The following is a 24,388-nucleotide window of genomic DNA, read 5'->3' as shown; positions in this document are numbered from 1 at the left end:
GAGAGTGAAATGGCCTACGATTTTGACCTTTATGTAATTGGCGCCGGTTCCGGCGGTGTGCGCGCTGCACGATTCGCCGCAGGTTTTGGCGCCAAGGTGGCAGTGGCTGAAAGCCGCTACCTGGGTGGGACCTGCGTGAACGTGGGCTGTGTGCCGAAGAAGCTGCTGGTGTACGGCGCGCATTTCGCCGAAGACTTCGAGCAGGCCAGCGGTTTTGGCTGGTCGCTGGGTGAAGCGAACTTCGATTGGGCGACCCTGATCGCCAACAAGGATCGCGAGATCAACCGCCTCAATGGCATCTACCGCAACCTGCTGGTCAGCAGCGGCGTGACCTTGCACGAAGGGCATGCGCGGTTGGTGGACCCGCATCAGGTGGAAATCAACGGCGAGCGCTTCACCGCCAAACATATCCTGGTCGCTACTGGTGGCTGGCCGCAGATCCCGGAAATCCCGGGGCGCGAGCACGCCATTGGCTCCAATGAGGCATTCTTCCTCAAAGAGTTGCCCAAGCGTGTGCTGGTGGTCGGCGGTGGTTACATTGCTGTCGAGTTTGCCGGGATTTTCCATGGCCTGGGCGCAAAGACCTCTCTGCTGTATCGCGGCGACCTGTTCCTGCGCGGTTTTGACGGTTCGGTGCGCACGCACTTGAAGGAAGAGCTGACCAAGCGTGGCCTGGATCTGCAATTCAATGCCGACATCGAGCGCATCGACAAGCAGGCCGACGGCAGCCTGAAGGCCACCTTGAAAGACGGCCGCGTGCTGGAAACCGATTGCGTGTTCTACGCCACTGGCCGACGACCGATGCTCGATAACCTGGGGCTGGAAAACACCGGCGTCAAATTGGACAAGCGCGGCTTTGTCGAAGTGGATGATCTGTACCAGACTGCCGAACCGTCGATCCTGGCGATTGGCGATGTGATCGGTCGTGTGCAACTGACCCCGGTAGCGTTGGCTGAAGGCATGGCTGTGGCACGTCGCCTGTTCAAGCCTGAGCAATATCGCCCGGTGGATTACGCGATGATCCCGACAGCGGTGTTCAGCCTGCCAAACATCGGCACCGTGGGCCTGAGCGAAGAGCAAGCCCGTGCAGACGGCCACAAGGTGCAGGTTTTCGAAAGCCGCTTCCGGCCGATGAAACTGACCCTGACCGAGTGCCAGGAAAAGACCTTGATGAAGCTGGTGGTCGACGCCGAGACCGACAAGGTCCTGGGTTGCCACATGGTCGGCCCCGACGCCGGGGAGATCGTGCAGGGCCTGGCGATCGCGCTCAAGGCGGGCGCGACCAAGCAGCATTTCGACGAAACCATCGGCGTGCACCCTACGGCGGCGGAAGAGTTCGTCACCATGCGCACGCCGGTGGCGCAGTAATCAGCCCTCGGTAGTTGCCTCTGGCGCCGTCGCAACGATGGCTGCCAGGCGCAGCGCCTCGATGCTGGCCTGGGCTTTGACCAGGTCCAGCTCCAGGGTTTTGTTGGTCCGCTGATGTTCGGCCAGCGCTTCCTGGCGCGACTGACTCTCCAGCAGTGCAACCCGCAAGCGTTCCTGCAACAGGGTGCGCTCGCTGTCGATCACGTTCACCTGTTCGCTTAGCTGGCGCTGCTGGTCGCGGTCCTGGCGGGCCTGTTCCTGCAGTGCGCTCAATTCCTTCACCGTTACCCGATGCTCAATCAGCAGGCGCTCGTTATCGCGATGCAGCTGGGTGATCTCGTCCTGGCGCACCATCGCGCTCTGCTGAGCCTGACGCAGCTCGGCCTGTACCTGCTGCAGTTGGCCTTCATGCCGACGCTGTTCCTGCTCGCGCTGATCCTTGATTGCGTTGCGGTAATGCTCCAGGGCATCCCGGGCGTGCAGGTGCTTCTCTTCCAGCGAGCGTATCTGCTCGTCCTTGTCGTTGATCCGCAGCTCGTAGTCGCTGCACGCCTGGCTCAGCCCGGCGTTGCGGGTTTGCTCGGTTTGCAGGCTGGAGCGGGTGCTTTGCAGGGTCGCGCTTTCTTCGGCCAGGGCGGCTGCCTGGATATCGAACTGCTGCTTGAGCTGGCTGTGGGCGGTTTCCAGTTCCTCGACTTGTGCGAGCAGGGCGGTTTTCTGTTGCTGGAACTGCGCCAGGGCCAGGTCGATAGGCTCCTGGGCCTTCTCCTTGAGGCTCTGGGCCAGCCGCGCTACCAGCTCGCCGAGCTCGTCGTCGATGGGTGCTTCGGTGATGGTCTGGCGGGTTTCGCTTTCGTCCAGCTCCTTCAGATAGCGGTGAATCGTGGTTTTCGAGCCGGTATTGCCCATCTCGATGCGTACTGCATCGATGCTCGGGTTTTCGCCGCGGGCGAGGATCGCCAGGCGTGCCGTTTGAACTACTGCTTTATTGATGCCGCCGCGAGCCATGGAGTCTCCGTAGATTTAGTACTGTGGTACGTAGTATGTATATACGTACTATATCACGATTATATTTAGCCTGAAATTGATGATTTAACAGATGGGATATTGGCGTATTATCCCGTGTGATCAAGGTTTTGAAGTGGACAACGCCCCATGGCAGTACAGATATGAGTGAACTGGACCGTTATCTGAATGCGGCCACCCGCGATAACACCCGCCGCAGTTATCGCGCGGCGATCGAGCATTTCGAGGTGAGTTGGGGTGGTTTCCTGCCGGCGACCAGCGACAGCGTGGCGCGCTACCTGGTGGCGCATGCGGGCGTGTTGTCGGTCAATACGTTGAAGCTGCGCTTGTCGGCATTGGCCCAGTGGCATACCAGTCAGGGTTTTCCCGACCCAACCAAGGCGCCGGTGGTGCGCAAAGTGCTGAAAGGGATTCGCGCCGTGCACCCGGCTCAGGAAAAGCAGGCCGAGCCATTGCAGCTCCAGCGTCTTGAGCAGGTGATTCAGTTTCTCGAACAGGAAGGCCGCGACGCCCGAAGCGCAGAAGATCATCCCCGCTGGCTGCGTGCCAAACGTGACGCGGCATTGATTCTGCTGGGTTTCTGGCGCGGGTTTCGTAGCGATGAGCTGTGTCGGTTGAACATCGAGCACGTGCAAGCAGTGCCCGGCTCGGGCATTACCCTGTATTTGCCGCGCAGTAAAAGCGACCGAGAAAACCTTGGTCGCACTTACCAGACGCCGGCGTTATTGCGCCTGTGCCCGGTGCAGGCCTACAGCGAGTGGCTCAGTGCTTCGGCGCTGGTGCGCGGCCCGGTATTTCGCGGCATAGACCGCTGGGGCAACCTGGGCGAGGAGGGCTTGCACCCCAACAGCGTGATCCCGCTATTGCGCCAGGCCCTGGAGCGCGCTGGCATTGCAGCGGATCAATACACCAGCCACTCACTGCGCCGGGGCTTTGCCACCTGGGCCCATCGCAGTGGCTGGGACTTGAAGTCGTTGATGACTTACGTCGGCTGGAAAGACATGAAATCTGCCATGCGCTATGTTGAAGCGACGCCCTTTCTAGGCATGACCCGCGCATCCCTCGAGTGATTGAAGGTTTCTTCTATTAATACCGTCCCTTGATAGTGAAAACCAATCGTCAGCATCAGGTTTGCCAATGAGCCATCGGCCGGGAGAGTGGGTAGGATTCACCCCATCAACTTACTAAGCCCTTCTACAAACCTGACGGAGAGTCAACGATGCCTATCATCAACAGCCAAGTAAAACCGTTCAAAGCTACCGCCTACAAAAACGGCAACTTCGTAGACGTGACTGATGCTGACCTGAAAGGCAAATGGTCTGTCGTCTTCTTCTACCCAGCCGACTTCACCTTCGTCTGCCCAACCGAACTGGAAGACCTGGCTGACAACTACGCCGAATTCCAGAAACTGGGCGTCGAAATCTACAGCGTTTCTACCGACACCCACTTTGCCCACGCTGCCTGGCACAACACTTCGCCAGCCATCGGCAAAATCCAGTACACCATGATCGGCGACCCGACCCTGACCATTTCCCGCAACTTCGACGTACTGATCGAAGAAGCTGGTCTGGCAGACCGCGGCACCTTCGTGATCAACCCGGAAGGCCAGATCAAAATCGTTGAACTGAACGATGGCGGCGTTGGCCGTGACGCTTCCGAGCTGCTGCGCAAAATCAAGGCTGCTCAGTACGTTGCTGCTCACCCGGGCGAAGTGTGCCCAGCCAAGTGGAAAGAAGGCGAGGCCACCCTGGCTCCGTCCCTGGACCTGGTCGGCAAGATCTAAGCCTGTGAAGTACCAAGGGCGGGTTACCGCACTTAAGTAAGCTGCATCCGCCCTCAAAACGCCCGGGCGAGATTCGCTCGGGCGTTTTTTTGTCTGCAATAAACCGAATTAATAGGAAATCGCCCGTATGTTGGACGCCAATCTTAAAGCTCAGTTGAAGTCATACCTGGAACGGGTCACCCAGCCGATCGAGATCGTCGCCTCCCTCGACGACGGTGCGAAATCCCAGGAAATGCTCGCCTTGTTGCAGGACGTAGCCAGCCTCTCAGCGCTGATTACCCTGCAAAGCGATGGCAACGATGCGCGCAAGCCTTCGTTCTCCATCAACCGCCCGGGTGCCGATATCAGCCTGCGTTTCGCCGGCATTCCAATGGGCCATGAATTCACTTCGCTGGTGCTGGCGCTGCTGCAAGTCGGCGGCCACCCATCGAAGGCCAGTGTCGAAGTGATTGAACAGATTCGCGCCCTTAAAGGCGAGTTCAGCTTCGAGACTTACTTCTCGCTGTCGTGCCAGAACTGCCCGGACGTGGTCCAGGCGCTGAACCTGATGGCGGTACTGAACCCGAACATCCGCCACGTCGCCATCGACGGTGCGTTGTTCCAGGCCGAAGTCGATGATCGTCAGATCATGGCCGTGCCGAGTGTTTACCTGAACGGTGTGAACTTCGGCCAGGGCCGCATGGGTCTGGAAGAGATCCTCGCCAAGCTCGACACCAGCGGTATCGAGAAACAAGCCGAGAGGATCAGCGCCAAAGAAGCCTTTGACGTGCTGGTCGTCGGCGGTGGCCCAGCCGGCGCAGCTGCAGCGATCTACGCTGCCCGTAAAGGCATTCGTACCGGCGTTGCTGCTGAGCGTTTTGGTGGCCAGGTACTGGACACCATGGCGATCGAGAACTTTATCTCGGTGCAGGAAACCGAAGGGCCGAAACTGGCCAGTGCCCTTGAAGAACACGTCAAGCAGTACGACGTGGACATCATGAACCTGCAGCGTGCCAACGCGCTGATCCCGGCGAAGAACGCAGGTGAGCTGCACGAAATTCGGTTCGAAAGCGGTGCGACCCTCAAGTCCAAGACGGTGATCCTGGCGACTGGCGCCCGCTGGCGTGAAATGGGTGTGCCGGGCGAGCAGGAATACAAGGCCAAAGGCGTGTGCTTCTGCCCGCACTGCGACGGTCCGCTGTTCAAGGGCAAGCGCGTGGCGGTGATCGGCGGCGGTAACTCCGGCGTTGAAGCGGCCATCGACCTGGCTGGTATTGTCAGCCACGTGACCTTGCTGGAATTCGACAGCAAACTGCGCGCCGATGCGGTATTGCAGCGCAAGCTGTACAGCCTGCCGAACGTTGACGTGATCACCAGTGCGCTCACCAGCGAAGTCAAAGGTGACGGTCAGAAGGTTACCGGGCTGGCTTACAAGGACCGTGACAGTGGCGAGTTCAAGACCGTTGACCTGGAAGGTATCTTTGTCCAGATCGGCTTGCTACCTAACACTGACTGGCTCAAAGGCACCGTCGAGTTGTCGCCCCGTGGCGAGATCATTGTCGATGCCCGTGGCGAGACTTCACTGCCAGGTATCTTCGCAGCTGGTGACGTCACTACCGTGCCGTACAAGCAGATCGTGATCGCCGTGGGCGAGGGCGCCAAGGCTTCCCTGAGTGCTTTCGATCACCTGATCCGCAGCTAAGCTGTCGGCTCTGAAACGAAAAACCCCATGAGTGATCATGGGGTTTTTTTTGTTACAGCGGCGTTGGCTGAATGATTTCAACCCAGTACGCATCCGGGTCTTTCACGAAGGCCAGGCTTTTCATGCGGCCATCACTCAACCGCTTCTGGAAGTCGCAGCCCAGCTCTTCAAAGCGCGCGCAGGCAGCCACAATGTCCGGTACCGAGATGCAGATATGGCCAAAGCCACGCGGGTCGGTGTTGCCATTGTGGTAGGCAAAGTCCGGGTCGTTTTCGGTGCCGTGGTTGTGGGTCAGTTCGAGGATGCCCGGAATCGACTTCATCCACTGGGTGCGTGCGGCAGCGTCGGCCGGGATCTGGGCCTTGTCCACCAGGGCCAGGAAGTACAGGCTGAATTCGGCTTCCGGGAAGTCACGTTTTTCAACCAGGGAAAAACCCAGTACGCGGGTGTAGAAATCCAGCGACTTGGTGATGTCCTTGACCCGCAACATGGTGTGGTTGAACACGAAGTTCGTGGTGGCGGTGTCAGGTTGGGCGGTTACGCCCGGGAATGTGTTCAGTTCGTGCAGGCTCATGGGCCCTCCAGAGAAGAATGGGGCAAACGTAGCTCTAGTTCGAGCGATCCCTTGGCTTGCGGCTGGCATCCGTGCAGCCGGCCCATGATACGCAGCCCTGCCGGTTGCGCCAAATGAAAAAGGTCACGCAGCCCTTGCGAGCAGCGGGTGCAGAGGCCCAAACTTTGTCGCTTGAACCTTGAGTGTTTTTTGCAATGATCGGATTTCGCGCACCGCTGTTAATGACCGTGGGTCTAGTGTTGGGCAGCAACGCCGTATGGGCGGCTGACCCGGAAATTCATTGGCCCAGCGGCTGGCAAGTGGAGGAGGTGGTGCCCGACGATCAGGCGGCGGCGCAGCCATCGGCAGTGTCCCGCCAGCGTGCGATCAAGAATGATGAAAATGGCGCGACCTTGATGGTCATGGAGTTGACGGGCACTCCGATTGAAGCGGGGCATACGGTCAATCTGCAAGGTGTGTTGCTGGAAATGCGTAAATCCATCCAGAAAGACTTTGCCCAAGGCGGTTATCAAAGTGTGTGCACCAAGATGCACCCCACAACATTGAGCCGGCTTGAGGCGTTGGAAACTACCTGTGTAATCACCGAGAACGGTCGGCATGTGCTGTCGCAAACGTTGGTGGGGGCGGTCGATACCGATAAGGCCTATGTTTTTTCATTCGCAGGCCAGGCCGCAGCTTACGAGTCAAGCAAGGATGAAGTCAGTTCGGTGCGCGACCGCCTTAAACTTTGAGTGCTCTAGGCAAGGCCGGGATTATTCGAATTGAACAAAGTGAAATGTTTTTTAAAGTTCGTTTTTGAAAGTGCCAGCGTCTGATTTTGTTTCAATATCGATGGTTGTAAACGAAGAAGCCCTGCATGTGCAGGGCTTGTCTTAGTGCGTTTGTACTAGCTGCAAAGCATTAGCCACGAAGCCAGGAATCTACAGTGGCCGCGCCGTATTGTTCTTTCCATGCCTTCAGGCCGCGGTGGTTGCCGCCCTTGGTTTCGATCAGTTCGCCAGTGTGCGGGTTGTGGTAAACCTTGACCACACGTGCACGGCGCTGTTTTGGTGCGGTGGCGACGGAAGCGCCGGACTTGCCCGCGTTAGGATCCAGGATGGAGATGATGTCGCGCAGGCTTTTGCCGTAGGTTTTCATCAGCCCTTGCAGCTTTTCTTCGAATTCGATTTCTTTCTTCAAGCCAGCGTCGTTCTTCAGGGATTCCAGCTGGGCAAGCTGTTCTTGAAGGGCTTTTTCTGCTGCGCGAAATTCGGCGAGTCTGGACAAAATCTATACTCCAATAGTGTATTTGGCTGATATCTACTGCAAACAAAGCGATAAGCCAAGAGCCTTAAGGCAACTCAACGAAAGTGGCCTTCCTGCCAATTCTGCACAGGCAGGAAAAATTGTAGTAGTTAATCAGCCTTGAGTAAATCATGTCTTTTGTATAAATAACAATATTTCCGTTGAACTGGATGGCTATTCAATGGCTGTTCAGGAATCTAATGAATTCAGCACAAGGTACAGGCTTGCCAAAGAGGTAGCCCTGCAAGAAATCAACACCTTGGGCGGCAAGATATTCACATTGTTCTGGTGTTTCGACGCCTTCGGCAACGATGCCCAGGTCGAGCTTGGCGGACAATTCAATGATGCTGTCGAGTATATGCCGCGAGAGTGCATCAACACCGATCATCGCGACGAAGCTCTGATCTATTTTCAAGTAATCGACATTGAAGTTGCGCAAATAACCCAGGCTCGAGTGGCCGGTGCCGAAGTCGTCGATCGCAATCATTACCCCCATTTCGTGCAGCGCCTGGAACAACTGGTGGGTGATGTCCGTGGGTTCGATCAACTCGCGCTCGGTCAATTCCAGTACCAGAATCACCTTGCCCGGTGGGAAGGCCGCGAGGAATTCCCGGCAGTCCTCCACCAGTTCCAGGTCGTGACAATGGCGGGCGGTGATGTTGATCCCGACGTGAAACCCCTCAGCGAGTTGCTCTGCGTGGGGCGCCAGCTGCGTAGCCGTCTGGCGCATCAAGGCGCGAGTCATTGGCACGATCAGGCCCGAATGCTCGGCCAGGGGAATGAACAGGTCCGGGCGCACCAGGCCTTCCTTGGGGTGATTCCAGCGCATCAGCACTTCACAGCCGGCCCACTGGCGAATGTCGCCGCCGCGCACCACCGGCTGGTAATAGGGCACGAATTCATTGGCACCCAGGGCGCGTTGCAGCTCAAGGGTCGGTGCCGACGAGCGCTTTTGCAGCCAGTGGGCGAGGATGCCTGCCAATACGCCGAAAAACACCACAAGAACGAACAGTGCAGGATACCGCGCCTGCATGTAGCGCCAGGTCTCGCCCTCCGGCATCCCGGCTTCCACGCTGTAGGTATACCGCTTGGAGTCGAGATGATGGTGCGCGAGGGCAAATGTCGGCAATGCTGTGCTGTGGACCTTGCCATCCGACGCCAGCCAGTTGGGCCCCACCTGCAACACCAGGTCGGTATATCGGCTGATCAGGCGCAAGGCGTTGGTCAAGTGATAGCCATCAACGGAGGCAAAGGCACCCCGGTCGCCCTCGGTGAGGCGATACACCAGCAAGGCCGTGTCGGGTGTTACCGGGTTGCCTTTCATCAACCAGAGGCGGCCGTCGACGTAGTCCTCCGGGTTGACCGGCGACAGATAATTGCCGCCGAACAACGAGCTGCAATAAATGTTTCTCTGCCAGGACAAGGTCGTGGCGCGCACAAAAGGCCGGCGGGTGACTTGTTCCCGTAGCGCCAATTGTGTCGGGTTATCACATTCATGCCCGGCCAGGGGCAGCAGGGCCTGGGCGGCGAGGGCGGTGTTGTCGAGCATCAGGTCAAACTGGCGCACGGCTTCCTGGGCGGTTTGCGCGGTGCTGTGCTCCAGCGTGCGCCCGGCTTGCCAGTACAGGATCAGCACACCCAGCAGAATCGGCAGCGCGCCACTCAACAGGGTGATCAGGTGGCGAGTGGTGGCTTTTCGTAGGCCTTTGACGGTCAGTGGCATTTGCGCGGCCTGTAGCGGGAAGGGGCAATAAGACGCTCAAAGGCGGTCGGGACGTCCAACAAAGCGTATTGGTATTGGCCATGATAGATGGCGGTACGCGACCCTGCATGCTCAATCAAGCTGCAAGCGTTTGGCCAGTTCAATAAACGCCAGGGTCGCCGGCGAGGACTGCCGTCGATCCAGGACCGCCAGCCCCACCTGGCGTTTCACGGCAGGCTTGAGTGGTTTGATCAGGTAATCCGGCTCGGTGGATTCAGGCAGCGACGACTCGGCGACAATGGTCACGCCGTCACCCCGGCGCACGGTGTCCAGCGTACTGAGCAGTTGTGAACAGCGGTAACGCACATCCGGCTGCAGCCCGGCGCCGACGAACAGCCTTGAGACCAGTTCGGACGAACCCGCCTGGGTCAGGATAAAGGGCTCGCCGCACAGCGCCTTGAGGCTGACGCTCGATTGCGCGCCCAGGTGATGTCCCGCTGGCAACAGTGCGACCAACTGATCCTCGATCAACGGGAACGTATCGAAGCGCTCTTCAGGCAGCACCACAAACCCGACGTCGACGCGCCGTTCTTCCAGCCACTGCATCACCTGCCGATCGGGGCCTTCGTCGACGTGCACCTCAATGCCCGGATGCAACTCGCGAAAGCGTTGCAAAATCTTCGGCAACAGACGAATCGATGAAGTCGGCCCAAACGAACCAATGCGCAGCGTGCCGCGTTTCATCCCGCGGGCATCGGCGGCTTCCTGTTGCAGGGTGTTGGCCAGGCCGAGCATGGCCCGGGCGCGCAGCAACAACTGTTGGCCGATATCACTGAGTTCCACCTGGGACTGATGGCGGCGAATCAACTCCACCCCCAATTCCTGCTCCAGGGATTTGATCGCATGGGACACCGCCGACTGGCTGATGCCCAGGCGATTGGCGGCGCTGGTGAAACCTTGCAACTCGGCCACCAGGGAGAAGATTTCCAATTGGGTAAGGGTCATGAGTATTTACTCATTTTACGATGACAAGGGATTAGCCAAACAATAAGCCAATCCTGTGTTTTTTGAGTAGAAATCTGATGACCCCAACCTCTGACCGTCTCACGTATTTGAAATTGGCGGCCGTGACCATGATTTGGGGCGGCACCTTCGTGGCCGGCCGCTATCTGGCTGCAGGCCTGGACCCGTTGTTGGCGGCGACTCTGCGCTTTGTGCTGGCAAGCCTGGCGCTGCTGGTGTTCATGGCTGTGGCGCGCCTTCGCCTGGTGCGCCCGACCTCCGCGCAACTGGGGCAATTGACCGTGCTCGGGTTCTTCGGGATTTTTTTCTACAATCTGTGCTTTTTCTACGGCCTGCATTACATCAATGCGTCCCGGGCGTCGTTGATCGTCGCACTGAATCCGGCAGTGATTGGCCTGGCATCGTGGCTGCTGTTCAAGGAGCGGCTGGGGTCGCTGAAGCTGCTGGGAATCGCCTTGTGCCTGAGCGGCGCCGGGCTGGTGATCGTCAGTCGCAACCCGCAGTTGCTACAGGGTACGGCAGATGCGTGGGTCGGTGACTTGCTGATCTTTGGCTGTGTGGTGGGGTGGGGCGTGTACTCGTTGTTTTCCCGCGGCCTCAACCAAAGCCTGGGGCCTTTGCAAACCGTGACCTGGTCGATCCTGTTGGGCACGCTGATGCTGACGATCACCACGCTGTTGACCGGACAATTGACGGTCGCCGCAGTGAGCAGCATCGATCTGCCGCAACTGCTGAGCTTGTTGTACCTCGGCGTGCTGGGTTCGGCACTGGCCTACATCGGCTACTACGATGGCCTGCGCCGCATCGGCGCCACCCGCGCGGGCGTGTTCATCGCGCTCAATCCGCTGACCGCGGTGATCTGTGGTGCATTGCTGCTCGGCGAGCAACTGACTGCGCCGATGCTGCTGGGCGGGGCAGTGATCCTGCTGGGCATCTACCTGTGCAACAAACCCCTTGCGCGGGCCAGGGCAATGGGGATTTGATAAGAGTACGGACAAACGCGGTTACGCTGTGTAGAATCGATTTACGCATACAAGAATAAGGACTTGCGCTAACGCAAGCCTCGCCCGTAAGAGACTGATGCAACCATGAAGCTACTCGGGTCCCCCCTCATCTTTGGTGACTTCCTCGCCCGCAGCGTGCGGGGTATCTCCTGTGCGCCACCCGCTGACCTCATCCTTGCTCGCAAATAAACATTTGTAATTACAAGAATGATGAGGCACCGAAAATGGCAGACCTATACGAAAACCCAATGGGCCTGATGGGCTTTGAATTCATCGAATTCGCATCGCCAACCCCGGGCACACTGGAGCCGATCTTCGAGATCATGGGCTTCACCAAAGTCGCGACCCACCGTTCCAAGAATGTGCACCTGTTTCGTCAGGGCGAGATCAACCTGATCCTTAACAACGAACCCAACAGCATCGCCTCCTACTTTGCGGCCGAGCACGGCCCGTCGGTGTGCGGCATGGCGTTTCGCGTGAAAGACTCGCAACAGGCCTACAACCGGGCACTGGAACTGGGCGCCCAGCCGATCCATATCGAAACCGGCCCGATGGAGCTGAACCTGCCGGCGATCAAGGGCATTGGCGGCGCGCCGCTGTACCTGATCGACCGCTTCGGCGAAGGCAGTTCGATCTATGACATCGACTTTGTGTACCTCGAAGGCGTTGAGCGCAACCCGGTGGGCGCCGGCCTCAAAGTCATCGACCACCTGACCCACAACGTGTATCGCGGTCGCATGGCCTACTGGGCGAACTTCTACGAGAAGCTGTTCAACTTCCGTGAAGCGCGCTACTTCGACATCAAGGGCGAGTACACCGGCCTGACCTCCAAGGCCATGAGCGCCCCGGACGGCATGATCCGCATCCCGCTGAACGAAGAGTCGTCCAAGGGCGCCGGCCAGATTGAAGAGTTCCTGATGCAGTTCAACGGCGAGGGCATCCAGCACGTAGCCTTCCTCACCGATGACCTGGTCAAGACCTGGGACGCGTTGAAGAAGATCGGTATGCGCTTCATGACCGCGCCGCCAGACACCTACTACGAAATGCTCGAAGGCCGCCTGCCAAACCACGGCGAGCCGGTGGACCAACTGCAAGCACGAGGCATCCTGCTGGACGGTTCGTCGGTGGCAGGCGACAAGCGTCTGCTGCTGCAGATCTTCTCGGAAACCCTGATGGGCCCGGTGTTCTTCGAGTTCATCCAGCGCAAGGGTGATGACGGTTTCGGCGAAGGTAACTTCAAGGCCTTGTTCGAATCCATCGAGCGCGACCAGGTGCGTCGTGGTGTGCTCACCGCTGACTGATCGTTGATGTAGAAAAGCCCGGTCGTAGGTATCCGCGACCGGGCTTTTTTTCGCCTGGAATCAGGCCTTGCGCTGGCGAACCAGGTGCTTGAAACCTTCGTATACCAGCACCATCACCGCCAGCCAGATCGGCAGATAGGTCAGCCATTCCCCCGCCTTGATGCTTTCCCCCAGCAACAAGGCGACCCCGAGCAACAGCACCGGCTCCACATAGCTGAGCAGCCCGAACAGGCTGAACGCCAACAAGCGGCTGGCAATGATGTAGCACACCAGCGCCGAGGCACTGATCACGCCCAGCATCGGGATCAAGGCATACAAGCCCTTGTGCGCATCGAGCACGGCAAACCCCTGTTCGCCGCTTTGCACGAACCACAACGCCACCGGCAACATCAGCGCCATGTCGAGCCACAGCCCGCCCAGGTGGTCGGTCTTCAGGCGTTTGCGCACGATGAAGTAGATCGGGTAACCGATGATCACCACTAACGTGGCCCAGGAGAAACCACCTACCTGATACAACTCGTTCAGTACGCCGAGGCCGGCAAAAAACACCGCGACTTTTTGCAGGCGCGACAATTGTTCGCCGTACGCCAGGCGCCCGGTCAACACCATGGTCAACGGCAGCAGGAAATACCCCAGGGAGACATCCAGGCTACGGCCGTTGAGCGGTGCCCACATGAACAGCCAGAGTTGCACCCCCAGCAACGCTGAAGACACCAGCATCCCGCCGATCAACCCGGGTTTGGCCGCCACCAGCCGAACCAATTCCCACACCCGGCGCCACTCGCCGCTGACGATCATGAACACGGTCATGCAGGGCACGGTCAGCAACATCCGCCAGCCGAAGATCTCCAAGCCGCTCAAGGGCGTCAGCAGCGACGTGAAGTAATACATCACGGCAAACAACACCGAGGCCAAGACCGATAACACAACACCTTTAGACACACTGTCCTCGCGAAAACCGATTCATACAAAAGAAGGGAGATTTCAGGGAGGGAATATAGTGCTTTTGAGGTGAGATGTTTGCTCTGTTTCGTGGCGAGGGGGCTTGTCCCCCGTTGGGCTGCGAAGCGGCCCCAGAAAAGCGGGAGCGCTGCGCACTCCAACGGGGGGCAAGCCCCCTCACCACAAGTCAGGTGTATGCCGCTCGGCTATCGGGCAATGCGTCCCGAGACAAAGTGGCTTACGTCATTGAACCCTGGCGTCGAGGCATGGCCCGGGGTAACCAGCGAATCAATGAAGGCCTCATCTTCCGCCGTGATCTTCACCTCCAGCGCGCCGGTGTAGGCATCCCACTGCGCCTCGGTGCGCGGCCCGACAATCGCCGAACTGACCGCCGAGTTGTTCAGTACCCAGGCAATCGCAAACTCGACAATCCCCACGCCACGGCCCTGGGTGTACTGCTGGATCTGCTGGGCGATGCGCAGGGATTCAACGCGCCATTCGGTTTCCAGGATGCGCTTGTCCTGGCGCCCGGCACGGCTGCCGGCTTCAGGCGTCACGTCCGGCGCGTATTTGCCACTGAGCACGCCACGGGCCAGCGGGCTGTAGGGCACCACGCCCAGGCCATAGGCGGCGGCCGCGGTGATCTGCTCCGCCTCGGCCTGGCGGTTGACGATGTTGTACAGCGGCTGGCTGATGATCGGCTTGTCCACACCCAGGCGCTCGGCCACGCGGATCACTTCAGCGATACGCCAGCCGCGGTAGTTGGACAGTCCCCAATGGCGGATCTTGCCCTCGCGGATCAAATCGCCAATCGCCGAAACCGTGACTTCCAGCGGCGTATCGTGGTCTTCACGGTGCAGGTAGTAGATGTCCAGGTAATCGGTGTCGAGGCGCGTCAGGCTGGCTTCCAGGGCATTGAAAATCCGCTTGCGGCTCAGGCCGCTGCGGTTCGGCAGGCCATCCACCGGGCCGATGCCGACCTTCGAGGCCAACACCCAATCCTGACGTTGGTGGGCGATGGCTTCACCGACGATTTCTTCGGAGCGCCCGCCGGTGTAGACGTCGGCGGTGTCGATAAAGTTGATGCCTTGATCCCAGGCCTTGTCGATGATGCGCAGCGAGTCCTCGGTGTTGGTCTGCTCGCCAAACATCATGCTGCCCAGGGTCAGTGCGCTGACCTTCAACCCGGACTGGCCCAGTGTGCGGTAAATCATCGTGAACACCTCATAAGGGGGGAGACAGTCCCTATCCAATACCAGACAGCAAGGCTCTGGAACAAGCCCTGGGACGGTTATTGCGGTAATAGTTCGGCGCAACGCAGCTGCAGGAAACGGTGCAGTACCTTGACCCGTTCCGACACTTGGAGCCGATGCGGACACATCAGGTTGAACGGCGTCGGCTCGCCTTGCCAATCGGTGAGCAGCGGCACCAGGCGCCCGGCCTTGATGTCGCGGGCCACATCCAGCTGCGCTTTATAAGCAATGCCATGGCCGGCCAACGCCCAGCGCCGGACAATCTCGCCGTCATCGCTCAGGTAGTCGCCGCTGACCTCGACTTCCTGCAGCAGCTCGCCTTGGCGAAAGTACCAGGTGTTGTTCGCGCGACCCTGGCGCATGCAGCGCAGCGTGCTGTGTTGCGCCAGGTCCTGGGGGATGCGTGGCGTACCGTGGCGCGCGAGGTAGTCGGGGCTGGCGCAGGCCACGCGCTGGTGATCGGGCACCACCGGCAGCGCCACCAGGCTGGAGTCCCTTGGCACGCCGAAGCGCAGGGCGATGTCGACGGTTTCGCGGAACAGGTCGGCATTGCTGTCGTTGAGCAGCAATAGGAGGCGAAGGTTCGGGTGTTCGAGCTTGAACTCATCCAGCCAGCCCAGCAGCACATTGCGCCCGAAATCCGAGGGCGCGGCCAATTGCAGCAAACCACTGAGGCTCTGGCCTTGCTGCTTGATCGCCTGCTCGCCTTCGGATAATGCTTCGAGGGCGACGCGCACGCTGTCCAGGTACCGCCGGCCTTCCTCGGTCAGGCGCATGCTGCGAGTGGAACGCGCCAGCAGCCGAATGCCCAGGCGGGTTTCCAGGCGCTTGAGGGCAATGCTGGCTGCGGCTGGGGTCAGGCTCAAGCTGCGGGCGGCCGCCGACAGGCTGCCGGTGTCGGCGGTGCGCACGAACACTTCAAGGTCGAGGATTGAGCTCATCTGTAAAAATCCTTTAAAGATCTTGTCGTTTTACCGGGATTTTTCAGCGATTGCCAAGCTGGGAAGATGAAACCTCATTTCTCAACCAGGTAGTTCTTCATGACTTCTCCCCTCAGCGGCAAAACCATCATTGTCATCGGCGGTAGCAGCGGCATTGGTGCGGCCGTGGCCAAGCAGGCTGTGGCACGCGGAGCCCACGTGGTGCTGGCGGGGCGGCGCTTGTCTTCTAACGTGGAGAACGGTGTGCGCAGCGAGCAGGTAGACGTGACCGACGCGGCCTCGTTGCAGCGGTTGTTCGAAACCGTGGGGCCGTTTGATCATCTCGTCTACACCGCAGGCCCTGCGGTACAGGCCAAGACCTTGATCGAGACGGACCTGAACCTGGCGCAAGACAACTTCAACGTGAAGCTCTGGGGTTCGCTGCGGGCGATCCAGTCGGCTCTGCCTTTTCTCGACGAGCGCGGCAGCATCACGCTGACCTCGGGTCAACTGGGGCGCAAAACCGTGGCAGGGCAATTCATCAAGACCGGGATCAACGCGGCCACTGAAGCGCTGGGCAAACAGTTGGCCAAGGAGCTGGCGCCACGTCGGGTGAATGTGGTCAGCCCGGGCGTGATCGACACCGAGGCGTATGCCGGGTTATCCGAGGAACAGCGGCTGGCGATGTTTGCCAAGGCGGGCGCGGCGTTGCCAGTGGGGCGAGTGGGGCAGGCCGAAGAAGTGGCTGCCGGGTATGTGCTGGCGATGGAGAACGGGTTTATCACCGCAAGCGTGATTGATGTCGACGGCGGTGGTTTGTTGTAAACAGACATCAGACTGTGGGAGCGAGCCAGCTCGCCCCCACACTGACGGTGTTACACCTTCAAGGTGCGCGTCATCCGCAACGCCAGCACGCTGCCCGCGACGATCACCGCCGCCAGCAGGTACAACGCCAGGTCCGTAGACCCGGTGGCATCCTTCACAAACCCGACGATATACGGGCTGAGGAAACCCGCCATCTGGCCCATGGAGTTGATCAACGCCAGGCCACCCGCCGCAGCACCTGCGCTGAGCATGGCGGTGGGCACCGGCCAGAACATCGGCAGGCCGGTGAGGGCGCCCATGGTGGCGATGGTCAGGCCGAGTATCGCAATCGCCGGCGTGGTCGCAAAGTTCACCGCAATCACCAGCCCGATGGCGCCCATCAACATCGGCACCACCAAGTGCCAGCGCCGCTCTTTGCGCAAGTCCGCAGAGCGGCCCACCAGCAACATGAACACCGCCGCCAGCAGGTACGGAATCGCACTGAGCCAGCCAATTACCAGGTTATCGCTGAAGCCCATGTTCTTGATGATCGACGGCAGCCAGAAGTTGATGGCGTACACACCGCTCTGGATACAGAAATAGATCAGGCCGAATGCCCAGATGGCTGGGTTCTTGAACACTTCCAGCAGCGAGTCGCTGGTGGTTTTCGGCTTGTTGGCCAGGTCGGTCGCCTGGTCGGCTTCCAGCACAGCACGCTCATGGGGCGTGAGCCACTTGGCGTTGGCGAAGCTGTCGCTGAGCAGGAAGTAGGCGAGGGCGCCGAGGATCACCGTCGGTACGCCTTGCAGCAGGAACATCCACTGCCAGCCCGCAAGCCCGCCTTGCCCGGCGGCAAAGTGGTTGAGGATCCAGCCGGAGAACGGGCTGCCGAGCAGGCCGGACACCGGGATCGCCGACATGAACAGCGCCATGATCCGCCCACGGCGGAAGGTCGGGAACCACTGCGAGAGGTACAGCACCACGCCCGGGAAAAACCCGGCTTCAGCGGCGCCGGTCAGCAGGCGCAAGCCGTAGAAATGGGTCGGTGTGGTCACGAACAGCAGGCAGGTGGACAAGGTGCCCCAGACGATCATCATCAGCGCAATCCAGCGCCGTGGACCAAATTTGGTCAACGCCAGGTTGCTTGGCACGCCGCATAGCACGTAGCCGATAAAGAAAATCCCGGCACCGAGGCCGTACACGGTCTCGCTGAACTTCAGGGCGTCGAGCATCTGCAACTTGGCAAAGCCGACGTTGACGCGGTCGAGGTAGTTGAACAGGTAGCAGATGAAAATGAAGGGGATCAGGCGCAGGGTAATGCGCTTGTATACGGCGTTTTTATCGTCATCGGTGGCCTGGGTAACAGCGGCGCTCTGTGACATGGCAGTCTCTCTTTATTATGATTTTTCGCGATGCGAGGGTAACGTTGATCGCCCAATGAGTCTCGGCCACCTCAAGGGGTGATGTCTTTGTGCTCGCGCACAGTCAGGCACCATTTGCGCTGTGCCTATGAACAACCCACTTTCCAGGAATTTAGCCCCATGTTCGAGCTGGATCATGACTTGGCGCAGGATATCGTCAATCGCACCATGGCGATCCTGCCCTATAACGTCAACGTCATGGACAGCCAGGGCCTGATCCTGGGCAGCGGCGAACCCGAGCGCATCAACACTCGCCATGAAGGCGCACAACTGGTGCTGGCGAATGTGCGTGTGGTGGAGATCGACAGCCAGACCGCCAAGCACCTCAAGGGCGTGCAGCCCGGGATCAACCTGCCGCTGCTCCACGATCAGCGCCTGATCGGCGTACTGGGCATTACCGGCGAGCCGGAGCTGCTGCGCACCTATGCACAACTGGTGCGCATGACCGCCGAAATGCTGGTCAGCCAGCGTCACCAGCAGGCCGAGCAGCAATGGCGCCGGCAGCGTTGCGATGACCTGCTGGCGCTGCTGCTGGCCGAGACCGGCGATTCGCCGCGGCTGGTGGATGAAGCGCAGCAACTGGGTCTCAAGCCACAGCTGGCGCGCACGCCCTACCTGTTTGAACTGGGCAGCGGCCAGTCGGCGGAGGCCTTGAGTGCCTGGCTGACCTCGCGTTACCCGGACAGTTGGTGCGTCAGCTCCGCACAGTTTTCCCTGCTGTGGTGCCGACCGGCGTCGGTGCAAGTCGACAACCCGCGCCTGCTGGAAAAACTCGAGGGCCTGGGCTGGAACATCCTGCGGGTTGCCGTCGGCGGGCAAGCAGACGGCCTGGCCGGGCTGCGCCGTTGCTATCGGCGAGTCGGTGATCTGCTTGCCTATGGCCGCGATGTGCTGCCCGAATCGCGGCTGCTGACCCTCAATCGCTACCGCCTGCCGGTGATGCTCTGGCGCCACCGCAACGACGACGCCCTCGACGAACTGCTCAACCCGTTGCGCAAGGTGCTGGCCAAGGACAGTAACGGCCAGTTGCAGGCGACCCTGCGCAGTTGGTGCGATCACGACGGCCAAAGCCAGGCCTGCGCCGACGCCTTGGGCATTCACCGCAACAGCCTGCGCTATCGCATGGAGCGCATCGCCGAGCTGAGCGGCGTCGACCCGCTGACCCTCGACGGCATGCTCGCGTTGTACCTGGGCGTGCAGCTGCTGCCGCAGGCTTTGTCCAAATGAACAACAAACCCCAGCCACTCTTGTGCAATGGACCGGCGTTATTGCCGGTGCCAACTGGCAGCATGGGCGTTATAAAAACCGGAGAAAGCCCATGAAAATCATCATCGCCCCCGACTCGTTCAAGGACAGCCTGAGTGCTGAAGGCGTGGCGAATGCCATTGCCGAGGGGTTGGCCACCGTGTGGCCCGACGCCGAGCTGATCAAGTGCCCGATGGCGGACGGTGGTGAGGGCACGGTGGAGTCGGTACTCGCCGCCTGCCAGGGCGAGTTGCGCACCACCCGTGTGCAAGGGCCATTGGGCGGCAATGTCGACGCACATTGGGGCTGGTTGGCCGAGAGCCACACTGCAATCATCGAAATGGCGGAAGCCAGCGGCCTGCAACGGGTGCCGCCGGGAAAACGTGATGCGTGTTCCAGCAGCACCTTCGGTACCGGCGAACTGATCCGCGCCGCCCTGGATGCCGGCGCCCAACGCATCATCCTGGCCATTGGCGGCAGTGCCACCAACGACGGCGGCTCCGGAGCGATGCTCGCTCTCGGTGTGCAATTGTTTGATGCCGAAGGTGCAGCGCTGCCCCTTGGCGGCCTGGCGCTGGCCAAGCTGGCGCGCATCAGCCTTGAGCAACTGGACCCACGCCTGAAAGAAGTGCGCTTCGAAATCGCCGCCGACGTGAACAACCCGCTGTGCGGTCCCCACGGTGCTTCGGCGATTTTCGGCCCGCAAAAAGGCGCCAATCCCCAGCAAGTCGAACAACTGGATGCCGCTCTTGGCCATTTCGCAGATCACTGCGCCAAGGTATTGCCCAACGATGTGCGCGACGAACCCGGCAGCGGCGCCGCCGGTGGCTTGGGGTTCGCCGCCAAGGCGTTCCTTGGCGCGCAGTTTCGTGCAGGTGTTGAAGTGGTCGCCGAGTTGGTAGGCCTCGAAAAAGCGGTGCGTGGCGCTGACCTTGTGATCACCGGCGAAGGCCGCTTCGACGCCCAGACCCTGCGGGGCAAAACCCCGTTTGGCGTCGCGCGGATCGCCAAACAGCACAACGTGCCGGTGATCGTGATCGCCGGCACGTTGGGTGAGGGCTATGAGCAGATGTACGCCCACGGTGTGGATGCCGCGTTCGCCTTGCCGTCGGGACCAATGACCCTGGAACAGGCCTGCAGCGAGGCGCCTCGCCTGTTGCGCGAGCGCGCCTCGGACATTGCCCGGATTTGGAAATTGGTGGCTGCGCGGCCTTGATAATTGCGGTGCTGGGCTCGCCATCCTGAGGCTTTGCCGCCTACACTGACCCGCCATGTGTTTTCAAAGGATGAAACACCATGCACACACCTGAACCCAAAATCGTTATCACGCGCTTCACCGAGGCCCACCTTGACGGCGTCGCTGCGCTCTACAACGACCCGGCTGTCTGCCGTCAGGTGCTGCAAATGCCTTTCCAGTCGGTCGAGGCCTGGCGCAAACGCCTGGTGCAGGACAACGAACGGCGGCTACAGTTGGTGGCTCTGCATGCTGGCGAGGTGATCGGCCAGCTCGGGCTTGAACAGTATTTGCGTGTGCGCCAAAGCCACGTCGGTTCCTTCGGCATGGGCGTGGCCACCGCCTGGCAGGGCAAGGGCGTGGGCTCCCGGCTGCTGAGCGCGGCGCTGGAGGTAGCGGATAACTGGATGAACCTGCACCGGGTGGAACTGACGGTGTATGCCGACAACGAAGCCGCCCACCGGCTGTACCACAAGTTCGGCTTCGAGACCGAAGGCCGGCTGCGGGATTACGCCGTGCGTGACGGCGCATTCGTCGACACCCTGACCATGGCGCGCATCCGCAAGGCTGCCTAGTCGTCCTGCAAGGCAAACGCCACCGCAGCCTGCGCATGCAGCTCGGTGGTGTCCAGCAGTGGCAGGTTGCTGTGCTGCGGCTTGATCAACAGACTGATTTCCGTGCAGCCAAGGATGATGGCCTGGGCGCCACGCGCCGCCAGGGACTCGATCACCCGTTGGTACACCTCACGCGATGCGTCGCTGATCACCCCGACACACAACTCTTCATAGATGATCCGGTGCACGGCCTGGCGCTCTTCCGCGTCCGGTACCAGCACGGTCAGCCCTTGGGCGGCCAGGCGTGACTTGAGAAATTCCTGCTCCATGGTAAATGCGGTGCCCAGCAGGCCCACGGTCAGGGTGCCGGCTTCCACGGCCGCCGCGCCGGCGGCGTCTGCAATATGCAGAAACGGTATCGACACCGCCGCTTCAATGCGCGGCGCCACCAGGTGCATGGTGTTGGTACACAGCACGATGCATTCGGCGCCACCGGCTTGCAGGCGGCGGGCGGCGTCTTCGAGGATCAGCGCCGCGTCATCCCAGCGCCCGGCGTGCTGGGCCTGCTCCACCGGGCCGAAGTCGACGCTGTACATCAACAGTTGTGCCGAACGCAGGGGCCCGAGCTGGTCGCGCACGGTTTGGTTGATGATGCGGTAATACTCGGCGCTGGACTCCCAGCTCATGCCGCCGATAAGGCCGATGGTGCGCATGCGATGCTCCTGAATTGGACGGGCGAGGGCACCACATTACCCAAGCGCTGCGCTTTAGTCATACGCCAGCGTGCGGCATCTGCCATGATCAAGGCTCGCAACATGGGTCACCCAAGGAACACGGCAATGGACGATGTACAACAACTGGGCGAGATGCTTCGTCATTACGCCGACAGCGAAGCCCACAAGAAGCAGCAGTTCGAAGTGCAGTCGGCCCATTGGGCGCAGAAGATCGGCGAGTTGTTCGGCCAGATCGAGCAGTGGCTGGAGCCGGTAAAGACTGTCGGCTTGCTGGAAGTGCAGCGCGAGGCGTACGTGGCGTCCGGCCCCAGCGTGCCGGTGGAGACTTCCACCTTCAAGACCGAGAAACTGACCATCCATATCGCCGGCAAACCGGTGGAGTTCGTGCCGGATGTGATGGGAGCCGGTGGTTTGATTTCGTTGTCGGTGATGGGCTTGACCGCCGCCCGCTACGGCAGCATTTCCCTGGTGTTGCTGCCGGGGAAAAACGACTGGTTGTGGAAGAAAACCAACGGTTTGAAAGACCCGGACACCTTTGGCTTCGATGCCAACTTCCTGGCGTTGCAGTTGCAGAGCCTGATTCCCCGCGAACGCGGTTGAGACTTCAATGTGGGAGCTGGCTTGCCTGCGATGCAGGCAACTCGGTGCTTCAGAAACGCCGCGGTGATGCCATCGCAGGCAAGCCAGCTCCCACACTCACCGTATTCCTTTATCAGATATCTACATTGCCCCAACCCGGCTTCGCTTCCTCAGGCGCCACCGCGTTGACCCGCTTGCCCGTGGCCAACTCCACCCGCCGCGCCACTTCCGGGTCATCGGCAAACGGCATCAGGCTGGCTTCATCCAGGCTCTCCTTCGATTGGCCCCGCAAGCAATACTCCACCGCGCCATACAGGCCGATCACCGCTGCCAGGTTCAGCGCTATCTCCCACATCAGGTGATCTGCGCGTCAAGCTGCGCCACCTTCAGGTCCGCCACGCGCACCGTGCGCCAGGTGTTGTACGCCATCAGCAACATGCCGCTGAGGAAGAACACCCCGCCGACAAAGCGCACCACAAACCCCGGATGGCTGGCCTGCAAGGCTTCCACAAAGGAGTAGGTGAGGGTGCCGTCATCGTTCACCGCCCGCCACATCAAGCCCTGCGTGATGCCGTTGACCCACATCGACGCGATGTACAGCACCGTGCCGATGGTCGCCAGCCAGAAGTGCATATTGATCAGCCCCACGCTGTGCATCTGCGCGCGCCCGAAGATTTTCGGGATCATGTGGTACAGCGAGCCAAACGTAATCATCGCCACCCAGCCCAAGGCCCCGGCGTGGACGTGGCCGATGGTCCAGTCGGTGTAGTGGGACAGGGCGTTGACGGTCTTGATCGCCATCATCGGCCCTTCGAACGTCGACATGCCGTAGAACGCCAGCGACAGCACCAGGAAGCGCAGGATCGGGTCGGTGCGCAATTTATGCCAGGCCCCGGAAAGCGTCATCATGCCGTTGATCATGCCGCCCCAGCTCGGCGCCAGCAGGATCAGCGACATCGCCATGCCCAGGGACTGCGCCCAGTCCGGCAGCGCCGTGTAGTGCAAGTGGTGCGGGCCGGCCCAGATGTACAGGGTGATCAGCGCCCAGAAGTGCACGATGGACAGGCGATAGGAATACACCGGCCGCCCGACTTGCTTGGGCACGAAGTAATACATCATCCCCAGGAAACCGGTGGTCAGGAAGAAGCCGACCGCGTTGTGCCCGTACCACCACTGCACCATGGCGTCGGTGGCGCCGGAGTACACCGGGTAGGACTTGAACCAGTCCACCGGGATCGACAGGTGATTGACCACGTGCAGCATCGCGATCACCACGATAAACGCGCCGAAGAACCAGTTGCCGACATAGATGTGCTGGGTCTTTCGCTGTACCACGGTGGTGAAAAACACGATGGCATAAGCCACCCACACCACCGTCATCCACACCGCGCCGGTGAACTCGATCTCGGCGTATTCCTTGGTGGTGGTGTAGCCCAGCGGCAGGCTGACCAACATGATCACGATCACCGACTGCCAGCCCCAGAAGGTGAAGGCGGCAAGCTTGTCCGAGTACAGCCGTACCTGGCAGGTGCGCTGTACTGCGTAGTAGCTGGCGGCGAATTGCGCGCTGCCGGCAAAGCCGAAAATCACCAGGCTGGTGTGCAGCGGGCGCAGGCGGCCGAAGGTGGTCCAGGGCAGGTCGAGGTTCATTTCCGGCCAGACCAGTTGCGAGGCGATCCACACGCCCATGGCCATGCCGACCACGCCCCAAACGATGGTTGCAATGACGAATTGACGCACGACCTTGTAGTTATAGGCCTGTGCGGTTGATGGTGGTTGCATGCTTAGTCCTCCCACGGTTCCAAGTGGGCGGCACTGTAGGAAGTATGGGCAGAACAATACAGACTCAGACCCGGGTCATTAATACGGATCAGCCACTAACCTGCATTTTTCGCACGTTACCCCCGTCAATAAATCGTTTGTCCAACCCCCGCCCAATGACAAAACTGCAAGTCA

The 24,388-nt window shown here is 60.3% G+C and carries 24 protein-coding genes; 12 read left to right on the top strand and 12 right to left on the bottom strand.

Annotated elements, in window-relative coordinates:
- The first annotated feature begins 9 nt into the window (after positions 1-9).
- Positions 10-1,368, top strand: a complete 1,359-nt coding sequence (gorA, locus tag ACA046_RS17180) for a glutathione-disulfide reductase (protein WP_459028797.1) — start codon at positions 10-12, stop codon at positions 1,366-1,368.
- Here the strand turns inward: gorA and ACA046_RS17175 are convergent, their stop codons facing one another.
- Entirely contained in the window at positions 1,369-2,376 is a 1,008-nt protein-coding gene (locus ACA046_RS17175) for a DNA-binding protein (RefSeq protein WP_497674470.1), read from the bottom strand.
- Between the two features lie 161 nt (positions 2,377-2,537).
- On the opposite strand from ACA046_RS17175, the gene ACA046_RS17170 reads away from it, so the two are divergent.
- The 3 genes from ACA046_RS17170 (at position 2,538) to ahpF (ending at position 5,858) form a co-directional block, all read left to right on the top strand.
- A complete protein-coding gene (locus ACA046_RS17170) occupies positions 2,538-3,464 on the top strand; it encodes a site-specific integrase (protein WP_497674469.1) in 927 nt (308 codons plus the stop codon).
- A 149-nt stretch (positions 3,465-3,613) separates the two neighbouring features.
- On the top strand, positions 3,614-4,177 hold the full coding sequence (gene ahpC, locus ACA046_RS17165; RefSeq protein ID WP_003173835.1) for an alkyl hydroperoxide reductase subunit C: 564 nt from the start codon (positions 3,614-3,616) through the stop codon (positions 4,175-4,177).
- Between the two features lie 127 nt (positions 4,178-4,304).
- On the top strand, positions 4,305-5,858 hold the full coding sequence (ahpF, locus tag ACA046_RS17160; protein WP_497674468.1) for an alkyl hydroperoxide reductase subunit F: 1,554 nt from the start codon (positions 4,305-4,307) through the stop codon (positions 5,856-5,858).
- Between the two features lie 52 nt (positions 5,859-5,910).
- Here ahpF and gloA read toward each other — a convergent pair whose 3' ends face one another.
- Positions 5,911-6,432 (bottom strand): lactoylglutathione lyase, encoded by a 522-nt coding sequence (gloA, locus tag ACA046_RS17155; protein ID WP_076016184.1) that lies wholly within the window; start codon positions 6,430-6,432, stop codon positions 5,911-5,913.
- 194 nt (positions 6,433-6,626) lie between these two features.
- Here gloA and ACA046_RS17150 point away from each other — a divergent pair, with 194 nt between their 5' ends.
- Positions 6,627-7,163, top strand: a complete 537-nt coding sequence (locus ACA046_RS17150; RefSeq protein ID WP_497677095.1) for a DUF4946 domain-containing protein — start codon at positions 6,627-6,629, stop codon at positions 7,161-7,163.
- 169 nt (positions 7,164-7,332) lie between these two features.
- Here the strand turns inward: ACA046_RS17150 and ACA046_RS17145 are convergent, their stop codons facing one another.
- From ACA046_RS17145 to ACA046_RS17135, 3 genes are all read right to left on the bottom strand, one after another.
- On the bottom strand, positions 7,333-7,698 hold the full coding sequence (locus ACA046_RS17145; RefSeq protein ID WP_076016182.1) for a histone-like nucleoid-structuring protein, MvaT/MvaU family: 366 nt from the start codon (positions 7,696-7,698) through the stop codon (positions 7,333-7,335).
- A gap of 196 nt (positions 7,699-7,894) precedes the next feature.
- A complete protein-coding gene (locus tag ACA046_RS17140; protein WP_497674467.1) occupies positions 7,895-9,439 on the bottom strand; it encodes an EAL domain-containing protein in 1,545 nt (514 codons plus the stop codon).
- A gap of 111 nt (positions 9,440-9,550) precedes the next feature.
- The gene (locus ACA046_RS17135; protein WP_459028806.1) at positions 9,551-10,423 is read right to left on the bottom strand and encodes a LysR family transcriptional regulator; all 873 of its coding nucleotides are present in this window, start codon (positions 10,421-10,423) and stop codon (positions 9,551-9,553) included.
- A 77-nt stretch (positions 10,424-10,500) separates the two neighbouring features.
- Between ACA046_RS17135 and ACA046_RS17130 the strand changes: the two genes are divergently transcribed.
- A complete protein-coding gene (locus ACA046_RS17130) occupies positions 10,501-11,424 on the top strand; it encodes a DMT family transporter (protein ID WP_497674466.1) in 924 nt (307 codons plus the stop codon).
- Between the two features lie 245 nt (positions 11,425-11,669).
- Positions 11,670-12,746 carry a 4-hydroxyphenylpyruvate dioxygenase gene (gene hppD / locus ACA046_RS17125; protein WP_258346195.1) on the top strand — a complete coding sequence of 359 codons (1,077 nt, stop codon included), beginning with the start codon at positions 11,670-11,672 and terminating at the stop codon, positions 12,744-12,746.
- Between the two features lie 60 nt (positions 12,747-12,806).
- Here hppD and rarD read toward each other — a convergent pair whose 3' ends face one another.
- From rarD to ACA046_RS17110, 3 genes are all read right to left on the bottom strand, one after another.
- Positions 12,807-13,688, bottom strand: a complete 882-nt coding sequence (rarD, locus tag ACA046_RS17120) for an EamA family transporter RarD (protein WP_459028810.1) — start codon at positions 13,686-13,688, stop codon at positions 12,807-12,809.
- A 206-nt stretch (positions 13,689-13,894) separates the two neighbouring features.
- Entirely contained in the window at positions 13,895-14,902 is a 1,008-nt protein-coding gene (locus tag ACA046_RS17115; RefSeq protein ID WP_459028812.1) for an aldo/keto reductase, read from the bottom strand.
- Between the two features lie 77 nt (positions 14,903-14,979).
- Positions 14,980-15,882: a LysR family transcriptional regulator gene (locus ACA046_RS17110; RefSeq protein ID WP_497674465.1), complete on the bottom strand. Its 903-nt coding sequence runs from the start codon at positions 15,880-15,882 to the stop codon at positions 14,980-14,982.
- Positions 15,883-15,981: 99 nt separating this feature from the next.
- On the opposite strand from ACA046_RS17110, the gene ACA046_RS17105 reads away from it, so the two are divergent.
- Positions 15,982-16,686 (top strand): SDR family oxidoreductase, encoded by a 705-nt coding sequence (locus ACA046_RS17105; protein WP_497674464.1) that lies wholly within the window; start codon positions 15,982-15,984, stop codon positions 16,684-16,686.
- Positions 16,687-16,736: 50 nt separating this feature from the next.
- On the opposite strand, the gene ACA046_RS17100 is transcribed toward ACA046_RS17105, so the two are convergent.
- Entirely contained in the window at positions 16,737-18,047 is a 1,311-nt protein-coding gene (locus tag ACA046_RS17100) for an MFS transporter (RefSeq protein WP_076016173.1), read from the bottom strand.
- A gap of 159 nt (positions 18,048-18,206) precedes the next feature.
- Here ACA046_RS17100 and ACA046_RS17095 point away from each other — a divergent pair, with 159 nt between their 5' ends.
- From ACA046_RS17095 to ACA046_RS17085, 3 genes are all read left to right on the top strand, one after another.
- Positions 18,207-19,313 carry a sugar diacid recognition domain-containing protein gene (locus ACA046_RS17095; protein WP_497674463.1) on the top strand — a complete coding sequence of 369 codons (1,107 nt, stop codon included), beginning with the start codon at positions 18,207-18,209 and terminating at the stop codon, positions 19,311-19,313.
- A gap of 91 nt (positions 19,314-19,404) precedes the next feature.
- The gene (locus tag ACA046_RS17090; protein WP_497674462.1) at positions 19,405-20,547 is read left to right on the top strand and encodes a glycerate kinase; all 1,143 of its coding nucleotides are present in this window, start codon (positions 19,405-19,407) and stop codon (positions 20,545-20,547) included.
- 80 nt (positions 20,548-20,627) lie between these two features.
- Positions 20,628-21,140 carry a GNAT family N-acetyltransferase gene (locus ACA046_RS17085; RefSeq protein WP_459028822.1) on the top strand — a complete coding sequence of 171 codons (513 nt, stop codon included), beginning with the start codon at positions 20,628-20,630 and terminating at the stop codon, positions 21,138-21,140.
- Here ACA046_RS17085 and ACA046_RS17080 read toward each other — a convergent pair.
- Positions 21,137-21,832 (bottom strand): aspartate/glutamate racemase family protein, encoded by a 696-nt coding sequence (locus ACA046_RS17080; RefSeq protein ID WP_459028824.1) that lies wholly within the window; start codon positions 21,830-21,832, stop codon positions 21,137-21,139. The two genes, ACA046_RS17085 and ACA046_RS17080, sit on opposite strands and share 4 nt — an antisense overlap.
- A gap of 126 nt (positions 21,833-21,958) precedes the next feature.
- On the opposite strand from ACA046_RS17080, the gene ACA046_RS17075 reads away from it, so the two are divergent.
- Positions 21,959-22,453, top strand: coding sequence for a hypothetical protein (locus tag ACA046_RS17075; protein ID WP_459028826.1), 495 nt, complete (start codon positions 21,959-21,961; stop codon positions 22,451-22,453).
- 112 nt (positions 22,454-22,565) lie between these two features.
- Here the strand turns inward: ACA046_RS17075 and ACA046_RS17070 are convergent, their stop codons facing one another.
- Both ACA046_RS17070 and ccoN read right to left on the bottom strand, forming a co-directional pair.
- A complete protein-coding gene (locus ACA046_RS17070) occupies positions 22,566-22,787 on the bottom strand; it encodes a cbb3-type cytochrome c oxidase subunit 3 (protein WP_459028828.1) in 222 nt (73 codons plus the stop codon).
- On the bottom strand, positions 22,787-24,214 hold the full coding sequence (ccoN, locus tag ACA046_RS17065; protein WP_497674461.1) for a cytochrome-c oxidase, cbb3-type subunit I: 1,428 nt from the start codon (positions 24,212-24,214) through the stop codon (positions 22,787-22,789). The genes ACA046_RS17070 and ccoN overlap by 1 nt, the downstream gene beginning before the upstream one ends.
- Positions 24,215-24,388 lie beyond the last annotated feature (174 nt).

Source organism: Pseudomonas sp. LBUM1641 (assembly GCF_059716235.1).
Note: the sequence above shows the minus strand (reverse complement) of the source record. Positions and strands in the feature narration are given on the sequence as shown.

What these genes read in the sequence shown, in the direction of transcription:
- ACA046_RS17175 (WP_497674470.1), bottom strand. Translation starts at nt 2,376, where the DNA reads ATGGCTCGCGGCGGCATCAATAAAGCAGTAGTTCAAACGGCACGCCTG.
- ACA046_RS17085 (WP_459028822.1), top strand. Translation starts at nt 20,628, where the DNA reads ATGCACACACCTGAACCCAAAATCGTTATCACGCGCTTCACCGAGGCC.
- ACA046_RS17075 (WP_459028826.1), top strand. Translation starts at nt 21,959, where the DNA reads ATGGACGATGTACAACAACTGGGCGAGATGCTTCGTCATTACGCCGAC.
- ACA046_RS17150 (WP_497677095.1), top strand. Translation starts at nt 6,627, where the DNA reads ATGATCGGATTTCGCGCACCGCTGTTAATGACCGTGGGTCTAGTGTTG.
- ACA046_RS17095 (WP_497674463.1), top strand. Translation starts at nt 18,207, where the DNA reads ATGTTCGAGCTGGATCATGACTTGGCGCAGGATATCGTCAATCGCACC.
- ahpC (WP_003173835.1), top strand. Translation starts at nt 3,614, where the DNA reads ATGCCTATCATCAACAGCCAAGTAAAACCGTTCAAAGCTACCGCCTAC.
- ccoN (WP_497674461.1), bottom strand. Translation starts at nt 24,214, where the DNA reads ATGCAACCACCATCAACCGCACAGGCCTATAACTACAAGGTCGTGCGT.
- ahpF (WP_497674468.1), top strand. Translation starts at nt 4,305, where the DNA reads ATGTTGGACGCCAATCTTAAAGCTCAGTTGAAGTCATACCTGGAACGG.
- ACA046_RS17090 (WP_497674462.1), top strand. Translation starts at nt 19,405, where the DNA reads ATGAAAATCATCATCGCCCCCGACTCGTTCAAGGACAGCCTGAGTGCT.
- ACA046_RS17130 (WP_497674466.1), top strand. Translation starts at nt 10,501, where the DNA reads ATGACCCCAACCTCTGACCGTCTCACGTATTTGAAATTGGCGGCCGTG.
- gloA (WP_076016184.1), bottom strand. Translation starts at nt 6,432, where the DNA reads ATGAGCCTGCACGAACTGAACACATTCCCGGGCGTAACCGCCCAACCT.
- ACA046_RS17170 (WP_497674469.1), top strand. Translation starts at nt 2,538, where the DNA reads ATGAGTGAACTGGACCGTTATCTGAATGCGGCCACCCGCGATAACACC.
- hppD (WP_258346195.1), top strand. Translation starts at nt 11,670, where the DNA reads ATGGCAGACCTATACGAAAACCCAATGGGCCTGATGGGCTTTGAATTC.
- ACA046_RS17105 (WP_497674464.1), top strand. Translation starts at nt 15,982, where the DNA reads ATGACTTCTCCCCTCAGCGGCAAAACCATCATTGTCATCGGCGGTAGC.
- ACA046_RS17140 (WP_497674467.1), bottom strand. Translation starts at nt 9,439, where the DNA reads ATGCCACTGACCGTCAAAGGCCTACGAAAAGCCACCACTCGCCACCTG.
- ACA046_RS17110 (WP_497674465.1), bottom strand. Translation starts at nt 15,882, where the DNA reads ATGAGCTCAATCCTCGACCTTGAAGTGTTCGTGCGCACCGCCGACACC.
- ACA046_RS17115 (WP_459028812.1), bottom strand. Translation starts at nt 14,902, where the DNA reads ATGATTTACCGCACACTGGGCCAGTCCGGGTTGAAGGTCAGCGCACTG.
- gorA (WP_459028797.1), top strand. Translation starts at nt 10, where the DNA reads ATGGCCTACGATTTTGACCTTTATGTAATTGGCGCCGGTTCCGGCGGT.
- ACA046_RS17135 (WP_459028806.1), bottom strand. Translation starts at nt 10,423, where the DNA reads ATGACCCTTACCCAATTGGAAATCTTCTCCCTGGTGGCCGAGTTGCAA.
- ACA046_RS17080 (WP_459028824.1), bottom strand. Translation starts at nt 21,832, where the DNA reads ATGCGCACCATCGGCCTTATCGGCGGCATGAGCTGGGAGTCCAGCGCC.
- ACA046_RS17070 (WP_459028828.1), bottom strand. Translation starts at nt 22,787, where the DNA reads ATGTGGGAGATAGCGCTGAACCTGGCAGCGGTGATCGGCCTGTATGGC.
- ACA046_RS17100 (WP_076016173.1), bottom strand. Translation starts at nt 18,047, where the DNA reads ATGTCACAGAGCGCCGCTGTTACCCAGGCCACCGATGACGATAAAAAC.